At 60.7% G+C, this 16016-nt stretch carries 18 protein-coding genes and 1 pseudogene; 14 read left to right on the top strand and 5 right to left on the bottom strand.

The window, feature by feature from the left end; all coding sequences use genetic code 11:
- Positions 1-195 precede the first annotated feature (195 nt).
- Entirely contained in the window at positions 196-378 is a 183-nt protein-coding gene (locus EN807_RS21575) for a hypothetical protein (protein WP_135936589.1), read from the top strand.
- Positions 379-618: 240 nt separating this feature from the next.
- On the opposite strand, the gene EN807_RS37685 is transcribed toward EN807_RS21575, so the two are convergent.
- Positions 619-786 carry a ribbon-helix-helix domain-containing protein gene (locus EN807_RS37685; protein ID WP_348640256.1) on the bottom strand — a complete coding sequence of 56 codons (168 nt, stop codon included), beginning with the start codon at positions 784-786 and terminating at the stop codon, positions 619-621.
- Between the two features lie 478 nt (positions 787-1264).
- On the opposite strand from EN807_RS37685, the pseudogene EN807_RS36710 reads away from it, so the two are divergent.
- Positions 1265-1474, top strand: a pseudogene (locus EN807_RS36710) (hypothetical protein); the annotation flags it as partial.
- A gap of 368 nt (positions 1475-1842) precedes the next feature.
- Here the strand turns inward: EN807_RS36710 and EN807_RS21555 are convergent.
- Positions 1843-2073, bottom strand: a complete 231-nt coding sequence (locus EN807_RS21555; RefSeq protein WP_135936587.1) for a hypothetical protein — start codon at positions 2071-2073, stop codon at positions 1843-1845.
- 255 nt (positions 2074-2328) lie between these two features.
- On the opposite strand from EN807_RS21555, the gene EN807_RS35640 reads away from it, so the two are divergent.
- On the top strand, positions 2329-2544 hold the full coding sequence (locus tag EN807_RS35640; protein WP_189522531.1) for a hypothetical protein: 216 nt from the start codon (positions 2329-2331) through the stop codon (positions 2542-2544).
- Between the two features lie 121 nt (positions 2545-2665).
- Here EN807_RS35640 and EN807_RS21545 read toward each other — a convergent pair whose 3' ends face one another.
- Entirely contained in the window at positions 2666-3490 is an 825-nt protein-coding gene (locus tag EN807_RS21545) for a 5'-3' exonuclease H3TH domain-containing protein (protein ID WP_135936586.1), read from the bottom strand.
- Positions 3491-4106: 616 nt separating this feature from the next.
- Here EN807_RS21545 and EN807_RS21540 point away from each other — a divergent pair.
- A complete protein-coding gene (locus tag EN807_RS21540) occupies positions 4107-4313 on the top strand; it encodes a hypothetical protein (RefSeq protein ID WP_135936585.1) in 207 nt (68 codons plus the stop codon).
- Positions 4303-4596 (top strand): DUF3862 domain-containing protein, encoded by a 294-nt coding sequence (locus EN807_RS37470; RefSeq protein WP_135936584.1) that lies wholly within the window; start codon positions 4303-4305, stop codon positions 4594-4596. Before EN807_RS21540 ends, EN807_RS37470 begins: the two co-directional genes overlap by 11 nt.
- A 23-nt stretch (positions 4597-4619) precedes the next feature.
- Here EN807_RS37470 and EN807_RS35635 read toward each other — a convergent pair whose 3' ends face one another.
- Positions 4620-4787: a hypothetical protein gene (locus EN807_RS35635; protein WP_189522530.1), complete on the bottom strand. Its 168-nt coding sequence runs from the start codon at positions 4785-4787 to the stop codon at positions 4620-4622.
- An 832-nt stretch (positions 4788-5619) separates the two neighbouring features.
- Here EN807_RS35635 and EN807_RS21530 point away from each other — a divergent pair.
- The 8 genes from EN807_RS21530 (at position 5620) to EN807_RS21495 (ending at position 13656) form a co-directional block, all read left to right on the top strand.
- On the top strand, positions 5620-6855 hold the full coding sequence (locus tag EN807_RS21530) for a septal ring lytic transglycosylase RlpA family protein (protein WP_135936583.1): 1236 nt from the start codon (positions 5620-5622) through the stop codon (positions 6853-6855).
- A gap of 107 nt (positions 6856-6962) precedes the next feature.
- Positions 6963-8129, top strand: a complete 1167-nt coding sequence (locus tag EN807_RS21525) for a D-alanyl-D-alanine carboxypeptidase family protein (protein WP_135936582.1) — start codon at positions 6963-6965, stop codon at positions 8127-8129.
- Positions 8130-8193: 64 nt separating this feature from the next.
- A complete protein-coding gene (tmk, locus tag EN807_RS21520; RefSeq protein ID WP_135936581.1) occupies positions 8194-8865 on the top strand; it encodes a dTMP kinase in 672 nt (223 codons plus the stop codon).
- Positions 8862-9917 carry a DNA polymerase III subunit delta' gene (locus tag EN807_RS21515; RefSeq protein WP_135936580.1) on the top strand — a complete coding sequence of 352 codons (1056 nt, stop codon included), beginning with the start codon at positions 8862-8864 and terminating at the stop codon, positions 9915-9917. The genes tmk and EN807_RS21515 overlap by 4 nt, the downstream gene beginning before the upstream one ends.
- Before the next feature lie 83 nt (positions 9918-10000).
- On the top strand, positions 10001-11554 hold the full coding sequence (metG, locus tag EN807_RS21510; protein WP_135936735.1) for a methionine--tRNA ligase: 1554 nt from the start codon (positions 10001-10003) through the stop codon (positions 11552-11554).
- Positions 11554-12348, top strand: coding sequence for a TatD family hydrolase (locus EN807_RS21505; protein WP_135936579.1), 795 nt, complete (start codon positions 11554-11556; stop codon positions 12346-12348). Before metG ends, EN807_RS21505 begins: the two co-directional genes overlap by 1 nt.
- A 3-nt stretch (positions 12349-12351) precedes the next feature.
- Entirely contained in the window at positions 12352-13173 is an 822-nt protein-coding gene (locus EN807_RS21500) for an MBL fold metallo-hydrolase (RefSeq protein ID WP_135936578.1), read from the top strand.
- A gap of 12 nt (positions 13174-13185) precedes the next feature.
- Positions 13186-13656 carry a YbaK/EbsC family protein gene (locus tag EN807_RS21495; RefSeq protein ID WP_135936577.1) on the top strand — a complete coding sequence of 157 codons (471 nt, stop codon included), beginning with the start codon at positions 13186-13188 and terminating at the stop codon, positions 13654-13656.
- A gap of 17 nt (positions 13657-13673) precedes the next feature.
- Here the strand turns inward: EN807_RS21495 and EN807_RS21490 are convergent, their stop codons facing one another.
- Positions 13674-14333: a TetR/AcrR family transcriptional regulator gene (locus EN807_RS21490; RefSeq protein WP_135936576.1), complete on the bottom strand. Its 660-nt coding sequence runs from the start codon at positions 14331-14333 to the stop codon at positions 13674-13676.
- 243 nt (positions 14334-14576) lie between these two features.
- Between EN807_RS21490 and EN807_RS21485 the strand changes: the two genes are divergently transcribed.
- Positions 14577-15524, top strand: coding sequence for a homocysteine S-methyltransferase family protein (locus EN807_RS21485; protein ID WP_135936575.1), 948 nt, complete (start codon positions 14577-14579; stop codon positions 15522-15524).
- The last annotated feature ends 492 nt before the right edge of the window (positions 15525-16016 follow it).

Genomic DNA, 16016 nt, shown 5'->3' with positions numbered 1-16016 from the left:
GATCCCGAAACGGTTGGCCGCCGGCAGTGGCTACGCCTCGGCCGAGATCCCCTTTGGCTGGTCCACGAGCGCGCGATCGAGCCTTACATCGCGGCTTCGACAAGCAGCGGCGCGCGGACGGGACCTTCGAACGGCACTACACCTGCGACCCCAAGGACTGAATGTTGACCGACGGGAGCTGGGGAGGATCTCAAAATGATCACGTCAGTTGTTAAGTCCCTCGCGCCTGTGACGCTCGGCACCGTGCTGATCGCAATCAGTACGGCTTCATTGTCGGCTTCTGACGCTCAGGACCTCGCGTTCGCTCACGCTGACATGCCAATCAAACAGCTGAAAGACGTCTATTTGGATTGCGAGCGGGGAGGCCGCTGGGCCTGACCAGAGAGCCTTCGGGGGCGTGCTCACGTGGCTGGTGAATACGTGAGTAAAACTAATTAATCAAACATGCGAACGAAGTACGTGTCGGTAATTCCGCTGCGCAGAAGCCATAAGGTGTTCCGCATTGGGCCAATAAAGTCTGGCACGCCAGTTGCATGGTCAGGTATGGGGGAATGGGGTGGAGGCCCGTCGCTTCGCAAATGTAGCGGCGGGTCTTCTGCATAGAGGTCGCGTCCCAGCCTACGCGCTGCCGTCCGTCTCGCTTTCCTCGTCTATCGCCCGGACCGGCTGATAGGCGTTGGTTTCCAGCCATTCGCGCAACACGATCTGGATGAGGTCGGATCGGCCGATTCCCATTTCGGCAGCGATGGAATCGAGCGTGTCTGCGGTGGCTGGCTCCAGCGGCACGCCGGAGACTAAGCATCGATGCAGCGCGACACAGATCCGCGCGCGCTATATGGGCGATGCGGTCGGCGGCACTTTCAAGCTCTTCCGAAACAGATAGGCGGGTCATTCAGAGGGCCGCATAGTCAGTGGCAGTGATAGCTGCCCGTCTTGTGGTTCGTCATGGTGCACTGCTGGGCTTTCGATTCTTCAGTATGTTGGCCTACGCAGCAGTGATGATCGATCCGTTCCTAGCAATTCTATGAGCGTGAGAGCCTGATCCCGGGTGATCCCGGTTTCGCGTGCGAGCGCCTGCGCCTGGAGTTCCTTTTGCCGCTCGGGTTCACTTTTTCTATCTTCGCCCATGGTGAGATGTTCCTTCCCACTACGGAACCCAACTTGCGACATAGCGCCTTGTTCCTCTTTGTTCCGAAATTCATTCATCCGCTCTGTTGTTCGTGTTCAAGCTGGAACTAATGTCCATTCGGTAGCTTATGCCCAAATGAGCGCACGCGGCATCACCTTCCTGCACAAGTGGATTGCGAACAGCGTTCCTAAAACGGCCCGGCCGGATGTGATTTCGATCAATGAGCTGACGCACAAGCTGTTTGCCGACGCGAAGTCCGTGGGCATCAGGCGTGAAGAGATCGACGAGGAAGTAGACAATTTCTACCGCACCATCCTTAATGCCATTGTGCATTTCGACCCGGGAACGGTTTTATCCACGAGCGCCCGCCTGAAGCGCGCGCCGGTGAACGCTTATGGCAGGGCCAGGGCTTCACTTTGCCGTCGTCGAATTTCTCCAGGCCGGGAGGGAGATGACGCGCCGACATTTGCCGTCGAGCGTTCGTAGTAATGGGTCCAGCCGCGCTAACCGCGCGTACTGGCTTTCGGTTCCGCCGCGCTTTCCGATGCATTTGCAATCAGCCTTGCAGATCGCCGATCCTTACCAACAGCAACCTCTTTTTTCTTGCCAGCAGTTTATCGCGATTTCCATTAGCGGCCGCTCGGCCATGCTTCGCGGCAATCGCGTAGTCGGCTCTGTTCGTTCGATAGTCTTCCTTTTGTGCAGACATGTCTCTAGTTGTCCGTGCTGTTCGGATCGATCTTCGTCAGACGCTCTCTGGCATCGATCACGCGCCTTTGCTCGGCCCTTATCCGGCCGCACAACGCGAGATTAACGGCGTCGCCACCGTCCTCGTCTAGCAACTCATTCGCGCGCTTCAGAGAGTTCTCGGCTCGTTTTACACCCTGTCTGGCCTTGGCCACTTCGAGGTCGATCCCGTTTGTTCCGGCCGCGCCGATTTCCAAAGTGGAACTTCAGCAAATCCTAATGATTGTCTGTGACCAGTGGGCACGGCCCCCCGGTGCCCGCTGTAGATCGGGCCGCAACCCGATCGGGCCCGCGCTCTCCGCCAGAGGCGCGGGCTTTCTCCATAGCGTTACCCGCGGCTCGGCAGTCGCTTCTTCGCCATAACCTTTCAAACATGCAATTTGTCTAAAATGTTCCGGAAACTGAAACCGATTTGGCGGCTTGAGTCCGCGTATGTGGTGTGGGGTTTCAGTATGCGTAAGAGTTCCGGCGATGGCCGGTTGCAGTTCATCGAACCGCCATACCAACCCTGGTCGACAAGCCTCCGGAAGGCCGATGCCTGGATCCATGAGGTCCAATTCGACGGCTTCCGCACCCAGGCAATCAAGGACGAGGACGGCATTCGCTTCTACACCCGGCGCGGCCATGCGCGGCTGGCACGTCGTGGACGGCAGCGCGATCCTGCCTGAGCACCTTCCAGAACAAGGAGGGAGCTTTTCAATATGGACCAATGACATTCCCATGGTGTCAGCAAGTTCCTGCTGAGTCAGCGGCATTTCCAAAGGCCGCTTCCAGACCTCGCCTCCGAAGTCAGTTACGGCGAGCCTTGAGCGCACGTGCGAGGAGCCGGGTGTCATTTAGCTGGGTCACGCACGTCTCGAACTCTTTGGTCGGGCCGTGCCAGCGCAGCTCTTCGACGTTATCGAACAGCTGAGCGTCCATGCGCAGCGTCGCCAGATTTTTGAACAAAAGCGCGAGCTCTCTACGCTTGCCGAGGGCTTCAGGCGGAAAGCTTTCAAGAGGGCCGTATCGGCCAAGCAGCCGGGCGGCTGACACCAGGCCGATGCCTTCGAGACCGGGGTAGCCATCGGCGGCATCACCCACGAGCGCGAGGAAATCTGGAATCAGGGCCGGTTCAACTCCGAACTTCTCGCGCACGCCGGTGGCATCGCGAATTTTCTGCGTCCTGCGGTCTACCTGGACCACATGATCACCGCGCACACACTGCGCGAGATCCTTGTCCGGCGTCCAGATGCACACCTTCTGCACGCCATCATCGGCAGCCGCGCTGTGTGCCGCGGATGCCAGCGCGTCGTCGGCTTCCAGCTCGATCATCGGCCAGACCGCCACTCCCATCGCCGCCAGGGCTCTCTCGAGGGGGTGAAACTGCGCGAGCAATGTCGGCTCGATGCCATCCCCGGTCTTGTAGGCAGGCCAGAGCTGATTTCTGAACGATTCGACTACATGATCGGTAGCCACCCCAATATGTGTGGCGCCATTCTCGATCATCTCCAACACTGTGTTCAGCACGCCGACAACGGCGCCAAACGGCTTGTCTTGGCCGTTGTTGAACCGGCGTTGGCCATAGAAGTGGCGAAACAGTTCGTATGTGCCGTCTACTAAATGAACGATCATCGCAATCCTCGAGGAAACAGCATCCGGCCCGGTCTGCAAAGCTAGACCGACAGTTGGCCTTCTCCAAACCTTGATGTAGGTGCGCTCGGCCGTCCCATAGCGCGACCAGTCTAAAGCGGGGCCTAATATGTGCGGCGTTGTGGGGCTTAGGAAAACGCCGGCAAAACGCTTCCAAAATGCCCATTGTGAGCGATTTCCCTGCGATTTCAGGAGTGGCCATCGCCCTTACGGCGTGCATTCCAAGCTTCCGAGTGCTTCCGCCCAAATGTCCCGCTCCGGCCCCTGTGCTGCGCAGTCACGGCAGACGACATGGAAGTGGCTGTTGATCGGCTCGACATCCGAGCCGCGGCGGATCGGGTGATCGAATGGGCATGGTCTTGGTGTGGCAGGCATCAGGGAGTTTCCGTTTTCGATTTATAGACCAAACGACGACGAACTGCTGAAGATGACTACCCGCATAATTTTCACCATTGGACAGCCCGCCGATCCCATGCTTTCATAGCCAAGTGGAGGAGACGGGGGTTTCTTTAAAAATGCCAGTAGTTCAGCGCAAATCCGCAAGCGCGGGTTCTTTGGCCATATATTCAAATGGCTATTCATCATCTTCAACATACTTATGGTGCTCTGGCTCTTCTCCTACTGGTCGAAGATCGGCGGCATGCTCGATCAGGGCAGCCAAGCTGAGAAGGCAGGCGGCGCCATCGGGGCAGCAATAGGCACCAGCATGCTTGTCTTCTTCTGGGTAGCTGGCGATATCATCCTTGGTCTGTTTACATTGATGACCAGGGGTAAGAAGATCCTGATCACGGAGGATGTGCGATGAGCCGGCTTGGTTTGGCCATTGCGCTCGCGGCCATTGCGTTTCGCCAGCGGTCGCATCCGACTGTTCCGTCACGAAGAGCCAATACAATGCCCTGCGAAACGGAATGAGCTATCAGCATGCCATACGCATCCTTGGGTGCGAAGGCGAAGAGCTGAGCAGCAGCGAGTTCGGCGGCTATGAGACCGTGATGTACATGTGGGACGGCAACGGCTTCGGTGGGAACATGAATGCGATGTTCCAGAACGGCGCCATGGTGTCTAAGGCGCAGTTCGGCCTGAAATAGCGCCGCTCACTGCTTCCTCAGCCTCACACCGGCGCCGCCGCCGCCGCATCCTGGCCGGCACTGTTGCCGCGTTGGTCGCGGGCGCCGTGCCAGCCGTCGCAAGCGAGCGTCATCCCGACGCCGAGCTGTTCCGGCTCGACGAGGAAATGCAGGTTGCCCATGCCCATCTGGACAAGATCGAGCGGGAGCAAAAGCGGCTTGAGCGACGGGCCCGAGAAAGCCGCTGGGCCGCGGCCTCTTCATCCGTGGGAGTGGACGGCCCAATATGCCGGATGATATCAAGGAAATGCAGAGCGATTGGCTTCGCCCAGTCCTCAAAAAATCTCCCGACGACGTAGACGTCGAGAAAGAAGCCGCTCGGTGACGGAGCCGGTGAATTTGGCCCGGCGGCTTTGGGGCCTTTTTCCATGGTGAGAACGGCAGGTGAATAAGCTGCTACGTTTTTTGCAACGCAACGCTACGGTACGGAACAGGACAGCCTAACACCCACGTCGCTCGATTGCCCGCAAACCCTTGACAGGCAACGACTTGCCGGGATGCATCGGGATAGCCAGGGACGCCTGCAACCGAATTTCAAGACCGGTGCCTTAAACTGCTCGGCCATCCCTCCACGTGATTTTTTAACCACTTGGATGCTCGTCCTGATCTCACTCGTGCCTGTTGGCACTGCCGCGCTACCCGGAGATTGTTCGCGCTGCATTGCTCTAGTGCGCCCGATGAAGTCCTGTCAACCGGCCGTGGCCCATTCGCGCCAACGGCAGAACATGGACGCTTGACGGCAGGGCTGAAGCGGGGCGAACAGCACGGCGCCGACGATCGAAAAGCAGCGGTTTTTCACAGCGATCGCCTGGGACCGTTTGTGCCACAATCTCGCCCGGTTCCGACCATAATCGGTTAATAGGCTGATAAACAATTCCTGCGCAAAAGGGATAGCGAATCAGGGTGGCGCTGGCAATTGTCGAGGGGTTTTTAGGCCTGTCGACAGTCGAGTTTCGGTGCCTGTTAAGGGGGGACAATCGAAACATGCAGAGCACGGCGCGCCCGCATCTTCGTCGCGCTTGCGCTTTCACGTTGTTTGCCCTGTCGGCTGCCTTGCTGGCGGCTTGCGCCGGCCAGCCACAGCCCAAGGCGATGGTCAACACGAAGCCTCGCTCCAAGGAATATTTTGCCGAATCCGAATATGGCGTAAAGGCCAGCCCGCGCGTTACCTTCAAGAAATCCGGCCTGCAGCGTGGCGGCGGACGCGACCAGCTCGGCAAGCCCTATCAGGTGCGCGGCAAGTGGTATTACCCGAAAGAAGACAAGCGCTATGCCAAGATGGGTCTCGCCTCCTGGTATGGCGAAGCCTTCCACGGCAGGCTGACCGCCAACGGCGAAGTCTACGACATGACACATCTGACCGGCGCGCATCCAACAATGCCGCTACCGAGCTATGCGCGCGTCACCAATCTGAAGACCGGCAGCTCGGTCATCGTGCGCGTCAACGACCGCGGCCCTTACCATGACGGGCGCATCATCGATGTTTCGAGGCGCGCCGCCGAAATGCTCGACTATGCCAATATTGGCACGGCCAAGGTGAAGGTCGAATATGTCGGTCGGGCGCCGCTCGACGGCAATGACGATCAGTATTTGATGACCTCCTACAATCCAGGCAACAGGGTGCCGGATCCGTCGGAAGGCTTGCCGACCGGTGTCATGATCGCCATGAATGGGCCATCGCCGAGCAGGGCGGTGGGCGCGGCCGCCGCTCCATTTCCCGGTCAGTTGACGAATTCCGCATCATCACAGCCGGTCATTGCGGCGCAGGCGCCAGCCTTCGGCAATGTGACGCTGCCCGATTTCGGGCCGATCGTGCCCGAACGCCCGCAGATCAATCTGCCGGCGCAATCGCCGTTCAGCGTAGCGTCGCTGTCCTACGCGGATGAACGCGTGCAGCGCGCCTCCCATGTCTTTGCTGCGCTGGATGGCGCCGGCATGTCGCCTGCCGAAATCCTCCGATCGTGGAAGCGGCAAGCTCCTCCGGCCGGTTCGCCCACGGAGGACTATATCGCGGCGGGCTCGTTCGAGGATGCCGCCGAGGCGCAGCGTGTGGCAGCCCGGCTCTCCAGCTTCGGCAAGACCGAAATCCAGCGTTCCGAATTCGAGGGCGAGGATTGGTACTCGGTCAATCTCTATCCGGACGGCCATGGCAGCCTTGACGAAATGCTGCAGGCGGCATGGTCGCATGGCGCACCGGACGCTCTCGTAGTTCGGAACTGACCGGCAAAACCTGAAGTTTTGCCCAGCTGTCCATCGCGCGGTTGATCGGCCGGGACAAAGCCTGATAGAGCTTGCCCAAAAATGCCGGCTGACAGGTCGAACTTCTCATGAAATCTCGCTTCGCCGCGCCTCTCGCCGGGCTTCTGGGTTTTGGCCTCCTGCTGCTTTCGCTGACTCCGGCCGCGGCGCAGCTTTTCGAGACGAAGGCCGCGCAGGCCTTCATGATCGATGCCGAAACCGGAACGGTGCTGTTTTCCAAGGATGCTGCCAGGCCGATTCAGCCGGCCTCGCTGGCCAAGCTGATGACGATGGAGGTGGTGTTCAACGCCATCAAATCGGGGCGCGTGACGCTCGACGACACATTCGTGGTGAGTGAAAACGCATGGCGCACGGGCGGGGCGCCATCCGGGACGTCGACAATGTTTGCCAAACTGAAGTCAACGATCCGGCTTGAAGACCTGATCCAGGGCGTGACGGTTCAGGCCGCCAATGACGGCTGCATCATCATCGCCGAAGGTTTTGCGGGCTCGGAGGCGAATTTCGCGACTGAGATGACCGAGCGCGCAAGGCAGGTTGGCCTTGAGAAGTCGACATTCGTCAATTCAACCGGTCTGCCGGCCGACGGTCAGCAAACGACGGTTCGAGAGCTTGCGCTTTTGGCCCTGCATATCTGGCGCTCGTACCCGGACCTCTATCGCTATTACGGCCAGAAGGATTTCACCTGGAACAAGATAACCCAAAGGAACCGCAACCCGCTGCTGGCGATGGATATCGGTGCGGATGGCCTGGCGATCGGCAGGAGCGAGGCATCAGGCTTCGGCGTCGTCGGCTCGGTCAGCCACGGTGGCAGGCGGGTCATTGCGGCGATGAGCGGCCTGGCAAGCGACCGCGAGCGCGCCGAGGAAGCGCGAAAGCTGCTCGACTGGGGCCTTCGTTCCTTCCAGAAGACCGAGATTTTCGCCAAGGACGAGGTGGTCGGCGAGGCCCAGGTTTTCGGCGGTGCGAAATCCGGCGTGGCGCTGAAGGCAAAAGCGCCGGTGGTCATCTTCCTGCCCATCGCCAACCGCGACAAGCTGACCGCCAAGATCGTCTATGACGGGCCGGTTGCAGCCCCGGTGGAAGAGGGGCAACCAGTGGGTGCGCTGCGGGTCTGGATCGGTGATACGCTGAGCCAGGAGACGCCGCTTTTCGCGGCCGAGTCGGTAGGCGTCGGCTCGCTGCCGCAACGGGCGCTCGATGCCGCCAAGGAACTGGCCGTCGGCTGGCTGCGTTAGCATCCATGTCGTGGACCTTTTCTCAAGTCAGGACTAATACGGTCCCGCAGCATGGATAAAGGGTTTGGCGTACGGATTTTTCATCACCTTCGAAGGCGGAGAAGGGGCAGGCAAGTCGACGCAGATCGAGCGGCTGGCCAGGAAGATGCGCGCCAAGAAATACGATGTCCTTGTCACGCGTGAACCGGGTGGCTCACCGGGCGCAGAGGCGGTCAGGCATGTCCTGCTTTCCGGCGCTGCCGAGCCATTCGGCCCCAGGATGGAGGCGCTGCTTTTCGCCGCTGCGCGTTCCGACCATGTCGAGCAGGTCATCCGGCCGGCGGTCGAACGCGGCTCGATCGTGCTTTGCGATCGCTTCATGGACTCCTCGCGCGTCTACCAGGGCGTCACCGGCGGCCTCGACCCGGTGTTCATGGGCGCGCTGGAAAAGGTCGCCATCAACGGCATGGTGCCCGACATGACGCTGATCTTCGATATCGATCCGGCCGAAGGACTGCGGCGCGCCACGGCACGGCGGGGCACTGATGCCGGAGCCGACCGCTTCGAAAAGGAAACGCTTGATATCCATCAGCGCCGCCGCGAAGCCTTTCTGGCAATCGCCGCGGCAGAACCCGAGCGCTGCATCGTCGTCGACGCGTCCGCCGACCCCGACATAGTGGAGAATGTCGTCACCGCCGCCGTATTCGCGGCCCTGGAGACGATGACAACGGCGCACAGGAAGCAGGCGCCGGGATGATTTTCGAACGGATCGCACCAGAACAGCACGACACATTGGACGGCGTTCCGGAGCCGTCCGAGACCCCGCGCCTGGTTGGACATGGCCAGGCAGCGACCATGCTGGCGTCAGCCTATCGCTCCGGGAAGCTGCCGCATGCGCTGATCTTTGTCGGACCGGTCGGCATCGGCAAGGCGACGCTCGCCTTTCACCTTGCGCATCATCTGTTGAAGCATCCGGCGTCCGAACAGGCGCCGGAAGTCCTTGCCGTTCCTGATCCGGCGTCATCGCTGTTTCGCCAGATCGCCACCGGCGCGCATCCTTCGGTGCTGCATCTGACCCGCCCGCCGAATGACAAGACGAAGAGCTTCAAGACGGTCGTCACCGTCGATGAGATCCGCAAGGTCAGCCGATTCCTGTCGCTGACCTCGCATGACGGCAGCTACCGGGTGGTGATCGTCGATCCGGCCGACGACATGAATACCAATGCGGCCAACGCTTTGTTGAAGAATCTTGAAGAACCACCGGCACGAACATTGTTCATCCTCATCGTCCATGCGCCAGGCAGCCTGCTGCCGACGATCCGCTCGCGCTGCCAGATGGTGCGGCTGACGCCGCTCGATGCCGAGAGCCTGATGACGGTTCTGGAGAGCGTCGAACCACCGCCACCGGACGATCCCGCGTCGCGCGCGGCACTGGCCAAGCGGGCAGGGGGCAGCGCGCGCACCGCAATTCTATTGACGCAGTATGGCGGGCTGGAGATCGCCGAGACGCTCGACGCCCTGGCGACAGCAAGAAAGAGCGATGTTGCCGGCGCCTATCGCCTCGCCGAGGCGGTCGCCGGGCGCGACCAGGCGATCCAGTTCGATATCTTCAATCGCCGTGCGCTCGACCTGCTCTCGACGGGGGCAAGCCAGGCCGCGCTGGCGGGCGATCTGGCGCGGGCCAAAACGCTGTCGGATACTTGGCACGAGGCTTTGAACGCTATATCTGAAACCGACACTTACAATCTCGACAAGAAGCAGCATGCCTTGAACATGATCGACCGCCTGAATTCTGCAATGCGAATGTGACACGGCCCATCGGGATGGCAATCGCCGTTTCGATGCGATATCTCACCGGCATCTTTCATTCAGACATTCATGACGGCTCATCCATGGCACGCGACAAATACTACCTCACGACGCCGATTTTTTATCCGAACGGCAAGCCGCATATCGGTCATGCCTACAATGTCATCGCCAGCGACACGCTTGCCCGCTTCCAGCGGCTCGACGGCAAGGACGTCTTCTTCGTCTCGGGGACCGACGAGCACGGCTTGAAGATGCAGCAGACGGCGGACGCCGAAGGCCTGACGCCGAAGGCGCTTGCCGATCGCAATTCGGCGATCTTCCGCTCGATGCTCGAAGCGACCGGCTGTTCGAACGACGTTTTCATTCGCACCACCGAGGAGCGCCACTACAAGGCCTGCCAGGCGATCTGGACGCGCATGGCGGAAAACGGCGACATTTACCTCGACCGCTATAGCGGCTGGTATTCGGTGCGACAGGAGGCCTATTTCGACGAAGCCGAAACCAAGGTGGGCGACGACGGCATACGTCGCGAACCGCTCGGCTCGCCCGTCGAATGGACCGAGGAAGAGAGCTATTTCTTCCGCCTTTCCGCCTATCAGGACAGGTTGCTCGCGCTCTACGAGAACAGTCCCGAATTTGTCGGACCGGCGGAGCGGCGCAACGAAATCATCAGCTTCGTCAAATCCGGGCTGAAGGATCTGTCGATCTCGCGCACCACTTTCAAATGGGGCGTGCCGGTGCCGGGCGACGACAAGCATGTGATGTATGTCTGGGTCGACGCGCTGACCAACTACATCACCGCCGCCGGTTATCCGGATACGGCAAATGACAGATGGTCCTTCTGGCCGGCAAACCTCCACGTCATCGGCAAGGACATCGTGCGCTTCCACGCCGTCTACTGGCCGGCCTTCCTGCTGTCGGCAGGGATCGACCTGCCGAAGCGCGTGTTTGCGCATGGCTTTCTGTTCAACCGCGGCGAGAAAATGTCGAAGTCGGTCGGCAATGTCGTCGATCCGTTCGCGATGATCGAGCATTACGGCCTCGATCAAGTGCGCTATTTCTTCATGCGCGAAGTGCCGTTCGGCCAGGACGGCAGCTATAGCCACGAGGCGATCGTCAACCGCACCAATGCCGACCTCGCCAACGATCTCGGCAATCTGGCGCAGCGCTCGCTGTCGATGATCGCCAAGAACTGCGGCGGCGTGGTGCCCATGCGCGGTGAACTGGACGGTGCCGATAAGGCGATCCTCGATCAGGCAAGTGCGGCCCTTGTCACAGCACGCAAGACGATGGCCGAGCAGGGCATTCATCTGGCGCTGGCGGCGATCTTTGGCGTGGTGGCCGAAGCCAACCGCTATTTCGCGGGGCAGGAGCCGTGGGCACTGAAGAAGACCGATCCGGCGCGCATGGAAACGGTGCTGTGGACGACGGCCGAGGTGATCCGGCGTGTCGCGATCCTTTGCCAACCCGTCGTCCCGACGTCGGCGGCGAAGCTGCTTGACCTGCTGGCGGTGCCGGCGGACAGCCGCGACTTCGTGCATGTCGCCGAAGGGCACGCGCTGGTTTCAGGCACGGCTCTGCCAGCGCCGGAACCGGTGTTTCCACGCTATGTCGAGCAGACGGATCCAAGCGTCTGATGTTGGTCGACAGTCACTGCCATCTCGACTTTCCGGATTTCGCAGAGGAGCGGGCGGCCATTGTCGCCCGCGCCTTAGCCGCTGGAATCGGCCGCATGGTGACGATCTCGACGCGTGTTAAGCGGTTCCAACAACTACTTGAGATTGCTGACTCTTTCGACGAAGTCTATTGCTCTGTCGGCACCCACCCGCACAACGCCGCTGAAGAGCTGGACGTGGCTGTCGAGGAGCTTGTCCGGCTATCTGCTCATCGCAAAGTGGTGGCGATCGGCGAGGCCGGGCTCGATTACTTCTACGAACATGCGCCGCGCGATGCGCAGGCGCAGGGTTTTCGCACCCATATTGCCGCCGCGCGTCGAACGGGCCTGCCTCTGGTCATCCATTCGCGCGACGCCGACAGCGACATGGCTGATGTCCTCGAGGATGAAACAGGGAAGGGCGCCTTCCCCTTCATCCTGCACTGTTTTTCTTCCGGGCGCAGGCTGGCCGAAGTCGGCGTGGCGCTCGGCGGCTATGTTTCCTTTTCCGGCATCCTGACCTTCAAGAATTCGGCCGAGCTGCGCGCCATCGCCGCCGATGTGCCACGTGACCGCCTGCTGGTCGAAACCGACGCGCCATACCTCGCGCCGATACCGTTTCGCGGCAAGCGCAACGAGCCTGCCTATGTCGCGCATACAGCCAAGGTGCTGGCCGAAACGATCGGCGTCAGCGAGGCCGAGATCGCTGCCATTACCACGGACAATTTCTTCCGGCTGTTCAGGAAGATGCCGCGCCCAAGCGCGCTGAGCACCTGACGCATGAGCGACCGGCTGCGCCTCACCATTCTCGGCTGCGGCTCATCGCCGGGCACGCCGCGCATCACCGGCGATTGGGGCAATTGCGACCCAGCCAATCCGCGGAACCGGCGCATGCGCACCGCAGTGCTCGTCGAGCGGATCGCGGCAAACGGCGACAAGACCACCGTCGTCATCGACACCGGGCCGGATTTCCGCGAGCAGATGCTGCTGGCAGCGGTCAGGCACATCGATGCAGTCGTCTATACGCATCCGCATGCCGACCATATCCACGGCATCGACGATTTGCGCGGCTTCGTGCTCGAGCAGCGTCATCTGATCGATATTCACGCCGACGAGCCCACCATGCTGCGGTTACGGGAAGCGTTCGGCTATTGTTTCGAAACACCGCTAGGCAGTTCCTACCCGCCCATCGTCGAGCCGCATATCATCGACCACGCCAGGCCGGTGGTGATCGAAGGCGAGGGGGGTGCCCTCACCCTCGAGCCGCTACCGCAAATCCATGGCGACATCATATCGCTTGGTTTTCGTATCGGCGGGCTCGCCTATTGCCCCGATATCAGCGATTTCCCCGACGCCACGGCCGAACGTCTGCGCGGTCTGGACATGCTGGTCATCGACGCGCTGCAATACAGGACGCATCCGAGCCATCTTTCGCTCGGCCAAGCACTCGACTGGATCGAAAAACTTGCGCCGAAAAAGGCCGTGCTGACGCATATGCATGTGCCGCTCGACTACGCCACGGTGATGGCGGAGACGCCGGCCAACGTCGAGCCAGCCTATGATGGTATGATGATCGAAATCAATTTTGAATCAGCACGATAGGTTCGGTTTCTCATGGCTGGCAGCATCGATCGTGTGACCAAAGCAGCAGCCGATGCCGGCCTCGACATCGAAATCAGACGCATGGGCGCCTCGACACGCACCGCCGAGGAAGCCGCCGCGCAATGCGGCTGCACCGTTGCACAGATCGTCAAATCGATGGTTTTCCAAGGACAAGCTAGCGGAAAGCTCTTTCTCTTCCTGGTTTCCGGCTCCAATCAGCTGGATCTAGCCAAGGCTTCCGCACTGACCGGCGAGCCGCTGGAGCGCGCCGATCCGCGGCAGATCCGCGACGAGACCGGCTTTGCCATCGGCGGCGTAGCGCCGATCGGCCATCTGATCGCGATTCCGGCGTTCGCCGACAAAACGCTGCTCGGTTTCGACCGCGTATGGGCAGCGGCCGGCGCGCACGACGCGGTGTTCGCCGCCGAGCCACACGCAATGGTTAGGGCAGCGCAGGCTGTCGTAGCGACGCTCGCAGCCTGAATCGAACTTGCCGGGCCCTATTCGGCGGCGATGGCGGTGGGGGCGGGTGGCAGCATGATGTCGGGCGCAGCCGGCGCGAACAGCATCTTTACGACGCTTCGGAAGGCGAGGATCTGGCGTCCGAGGACACGGGGATCGCCGAGCCCCCGCGACATGATGATGCCGCCATCGATCACACAGGAGAACATGATGGCCACGTCGTCGAGATCCATGCCTTTGCGGGGAGGATAAACGGTCGCGATCTCGTTCAGCGCATCGCGAAACCGCCCGTTCCAGGAACGTACGGCGTCGGCGGCGATGTCGCGAACGTTGCGGTCGAAGAGGCGCTCCTGATAGGTGAACGTCGCGATCAGGCAGCCGGGGTGGCCGTTCGGCAGGTCGCCCATCAGCTCGGCAAGCAGCTTGAGCGTGATCAGGAACGACTGCAACGGATCATCGGACAATTGCCGGCCGCGGTGAAACACATCATCGAAGATGCGGTCATTCTCCTCGACGTAGCGCAGCATCAAGGCGCGGGCGAGTTCGTTCTTGTCTTTGAAATGATAGAAGAAGCCGCTCTTGGTGATGCCGGCTCCGGCGATCACCTCCTCGATAGAAGTCGCGCCGAACCCCTTGGTGAGCACCGAGGCCTCGGCGATCTCCAGAATACGTTCGCGCGTTACCGCACCCTTGCGCATGACCGAATGCCCTCAAATTTACTGTACCGGCGGTATGGTTTTCACACCCGCCAACATCGGCACCGATAGCAATACGACCGGCCCAGCGCAGCTATTCGTCTGTAATTGCTGCGGTTTCCGCTACGGTGGAGTACCGGACCACAAACCTTCTACCGCACCGGCGGCACGTGCTGCTAAAACTTGGCTATTCCGAAGCGGCCGCCACGAGGGCGGCACGGTGTTATCTTACCACTGGAGACACACATGGCCAAGTACCGCCAGAATCTGCCGCAACTCGCCAACAGAACATTCCTAAGCGATGGCGGCATGGAAACGACTCTCATCTTTCACGAGGGCCTCGACCTTCCGCACTTTGCTTCCTTCACGCTGATGGCAACGCCTGAAGGCCGGCAGAAGCTCAAGGAGTATTACGTCCGTTATCTGACCATTGCGCGCAGAAGTGGGACCGGCTTCATCCTCGACACGCCGACGTGGCGAGCCAACCCCGATTGGGGAACCTTGCTCGGCTACGGGCCGGAAGCGCTACGCGCCGTCAACGAGGCCTCGATCGAGCTTCTTCTCGACCTGCGCAACGAGTTCGAGACCGCCGAAACGCCCTGCGTCATCAGCGGCGCGATCGGACCGCGCGGCGACGGCTACAAAGCCGGCAAGATGGATGCCAACGAGGCGGAAGCCTATCACGCGATGCAAATTGAGAGTTTCGCGCGGACCGAAGCCGATATGGTGTCGGCCTACACGCTCACCAATTTCAAAGAGGCAATCGGCGTGGCGCGGGCGGCCAAAGTGCATGCCATGCCCTGCATGATCTCGTTCACCGTGGAGACGGACGGGAAGCTGGTGACCGGCATGGCGCTCGGCGAGGCGATCGACAGAGTCGACGACGCGACGGATGGTGCGCCGGCCTACTATATGATCAACTGCGCCCATCCGACGCATTTCATGCAGGCGCTGAAAAAGGGCGAGCGCTGGCTCGATCGCGTCTATGGAGCGAAGGCGAATGCTTCGGCCAAAAGCCATGCCGAACTGGACGAATCGGAAACGCTCGACCCGGGCGATCCGGACGATCTCGGGCGGCGCTACAGCAGGCTGACAGCTTCGTTTCCGACGATGCGAATCCTGGGTGGCTGCTGCGGCACCGACCACCGGCACATCGCGGCGATCTGCGAGGCCTGCGTGCCGCAAGCGGCATAGGAACCTGTGTGCGTCCCGGGAGACGCAGCGCTACCAACCGCAGTTCCGCTCAGGGAACAAGGAATTGCGGTTGGGCCGAAAGCACGCAATCAAAACCGCATCTCAGTTCCATAATCTATCTTATGCGACTGAGCCATGGTATGGCCGCGCGTGTCCTGGAGCTGACACACTTGCAAAGTTAGCCGCTGCGGAGTGATGATGTCGCACATGGTGGCGGAATGAATCAGAGCATCACCTATGTCAATGTTAGGATCGATCCGGCGGGATTCAAATGAGCTTGCTGAGCAGAGCCATTCTTGGCGTCCTGGCCGTTGCCTGCGCCTTCTCCCTCGCCTTTTGGATGGGGCGCAATTCAAGCGCAATTGTCCGGACAACAGAAGTTTCGGGAACCGTAATCTCTGTCGTTTCGGGTGAAGGTGGCGCACGATATTTCGTTCAATTGAACGGCTCTCGGACGATTTTGATTCCCGGGCCAACCCTTCCCCTCTATCC

The sequence above is a fragment of the Mesorhizobium sp. M5C.F.Ca.ET.164.01.1.1 genome (assembly GCF_004792125.1).
GTDB classification, from domain to species: domain Bacteria; phylum Pseudomonadota; class Alphaproteobacteria; order Rhizobiales; family Rhizobiaceae; genus Mesorhizobium; species Mesorhizobium wenxiniae.
The sequence above is the reverse complement of the archived record's forward strand: the minus strand, read 5'-3'. Positions and strand labels throughout refer to the sequence as shown.

Excerpts from the sequence above, each read along its gene's own strand:
- EN807_RS21575 (WP_135936589.1), top strand. The coding sequence starts at position 196 with ATGATCACGTCAGTTGTTAAGTCCCTCGCGCCTGTGACGCTCGGCACC.
- EN807_RS35640 (WP_189522531.1), top strand. The coding sequence starts at position 2,329 with ATGCGTAAGAGTTCCGGCGATGGCCGGTTGCAGTTCATCGAACCGCCA.
- EN807_RS21545 (WP_135936586.1), bottom strand. The coding sequence starts at position 3,490 with ATGATCGTTCATTTAGTAGACGGCACATACGAACTGTTTCGCCACTTC.
- EN807_RS21540 (WP_135936585.1), top strand. The coding sequence starts at position 4,107 with ATGGTGCTCTGGCTCTTCTCCTACTGGTCGAAGATCGGCGGCATGCTC.
- EN807_RS37470 (WP_135936584.1), top strand. The coding sequence starts at position 4,303 with ATGTGCGATGAGCCGGCTTGGTTTGGCCATTGCGCTCGCGGCCATTGC.
- EN807_RS21530 (WP_135936583.1), top strand. The coding sequence starts at position 5,620 with ATGCAGAGCACGGCGCGCCCGCATCTTCGTCGCGCTTGCGCTTTCACG.
- EN807_RS21525 (WP_135936582.1), top strand. The coding sequence starts at position 6,963 with ATGAAATCTCGCTTCGCCGCGCCTCTCGCCGGGCTTCTGGGTTTTGGC.
- EN807_RS21515 (WP_135936580.1), top strand. The coding sequence starts at position 8,862 with ATGATTTTCGAACGGATCGCACCAGAACAGCACGACACATTGGACGGC.
- metG (WP_135936735.1), top strand. The coding sequence starts at position 10,001 with ATGGCACGCGACAAATACTACCTCACGACGCCGATTTTTTATCCGAAC.
- EN807_RS21505 (WP_135936579.1), top strand. The coding sequence starts at position 11,554 with ATGTTGGTCGACAGTCACTGCCATCTCGACTTTCCGGATTTCGCAGAG.
- EN807_RS21500 (WP_135936578.1), top strand. The coding sequence starts at position 12,352 with ATGAGCGACCGGCTGCGCCTCACCATTCTCGGCTGCGGCTCATCGCCG.
- EN807_RS21495 (WP_135936577.1), top strand. The coding sequence starts at position 13,186 with ATGGCTGGCAGCATCGATCGTGTGACCAAAGCAGCAGCCGATGCCGGC.
- EN807_RS21490 (WP_135936576.1), bottom strand. The coding sequence starts at position 14,333 with ATGCGCAAGGGTGCGGTAACGCGCGAACGTATTCTGGAGATCGCCGAG.
- EN807_RS21485 (WP_135936575.1), top strand. The coding sequence starts at position 14,577 with ATGGCCAAGTACCGCCAGAATCTGCCGCAACTCGCCAACAGAACATTC.